The organism is Paenibacillus terrae (genome assembly GCF_000943545.1).
Lineage (GTDB): Bacteria > Bacillota > Bacilli > Paenibacillales > Paenibacillaceae > Paenibacillus > Paenibacillus terrae_A.
This window is the reverse complement of sequence record NZ_JTHP01000198.1, coordinates 1-573: the sequence shown is the minus strand read 5'-3', so window position 1 is coordinate 573 and position 573 is coordinate 1. Positions and strand designations below refer to the sequence as shown.

The window sequence follows — 573 nt, the reverse complement described above, 5'->3', positions numbered from 1 at the left end:
ACTTATTCTGGTTAATCAACAGACGTGATTAAAATCTCTATATCTGGCATGTTGTGATGATCCATTGATTCATAGCCTGCTATTTTTATAGGCTCAGTCCCGATCTTCTGTGCTAATGTTTCTTGGGACCAACCATATCCTTTTCTTAGCTGCTTGACCCGTTCTGAGAACTTTTCCATACTTTCTTTTTCACTCCGTCCCTTTATAATTCCTATCAGATAAATGTTTAATTTCAATGAAATAACCTTAAGCTTTTGACACATACAGCAAGGTCTATGGCTCCCCAGCGTTTTAGTATTGAATATCCTAGTACCTTGACCGAGTCTGATTTCATCTTTAAGCTCTCTATATAAGAAGAATTTGGGAGGGCTTGCAGATGAACAAAAAATACGAGGTACAACTCCAGTCGAAGGAACGCGAAACCATTGAAAACATCCTTCATGCCGACTCTACGTCCAAAGGCATTCGCAATCGTTGTCTCGTACTTCTTCTGGCAGACGAAAGTCAAGGAGCAATTCCGACTCAAGCTGAAATTGCCCAGCGGATAGGTGTCAGTGAGGTCACCGTATATAA

General features: G+C 40.7%; 1 protein-coding gene and 1 pseudogene. One reads left to right on the top strand and one right to left on the bottom strand.

The genetic code is table 11. The features are described from left to right. Positions 1–11 precede the first annotated feature (11 nt). Positions 12–236 carry a helix-turn-helix domain-containing protein gene (locus tag QD47_RS29655; protein WP_152643921.1) on the bottom strand — a complete coding sequence of 75 codons (225 nt, stop codon included), beginning with the start codon at positions 234–236 and terminating at the stop codon, positions 12–14. Between the two features lie 140 nt (positions 237–376). On the opposite strand from QD47_RS29655, the pseudogene QD47_RS29650 reads away from it, so the two are divergent. After that, positions 377–573 (top strand): annotated as a pseudogene (locus QD47_RS29650) (helix-turn-helix domain-containing protein); the annotation flags it as partial.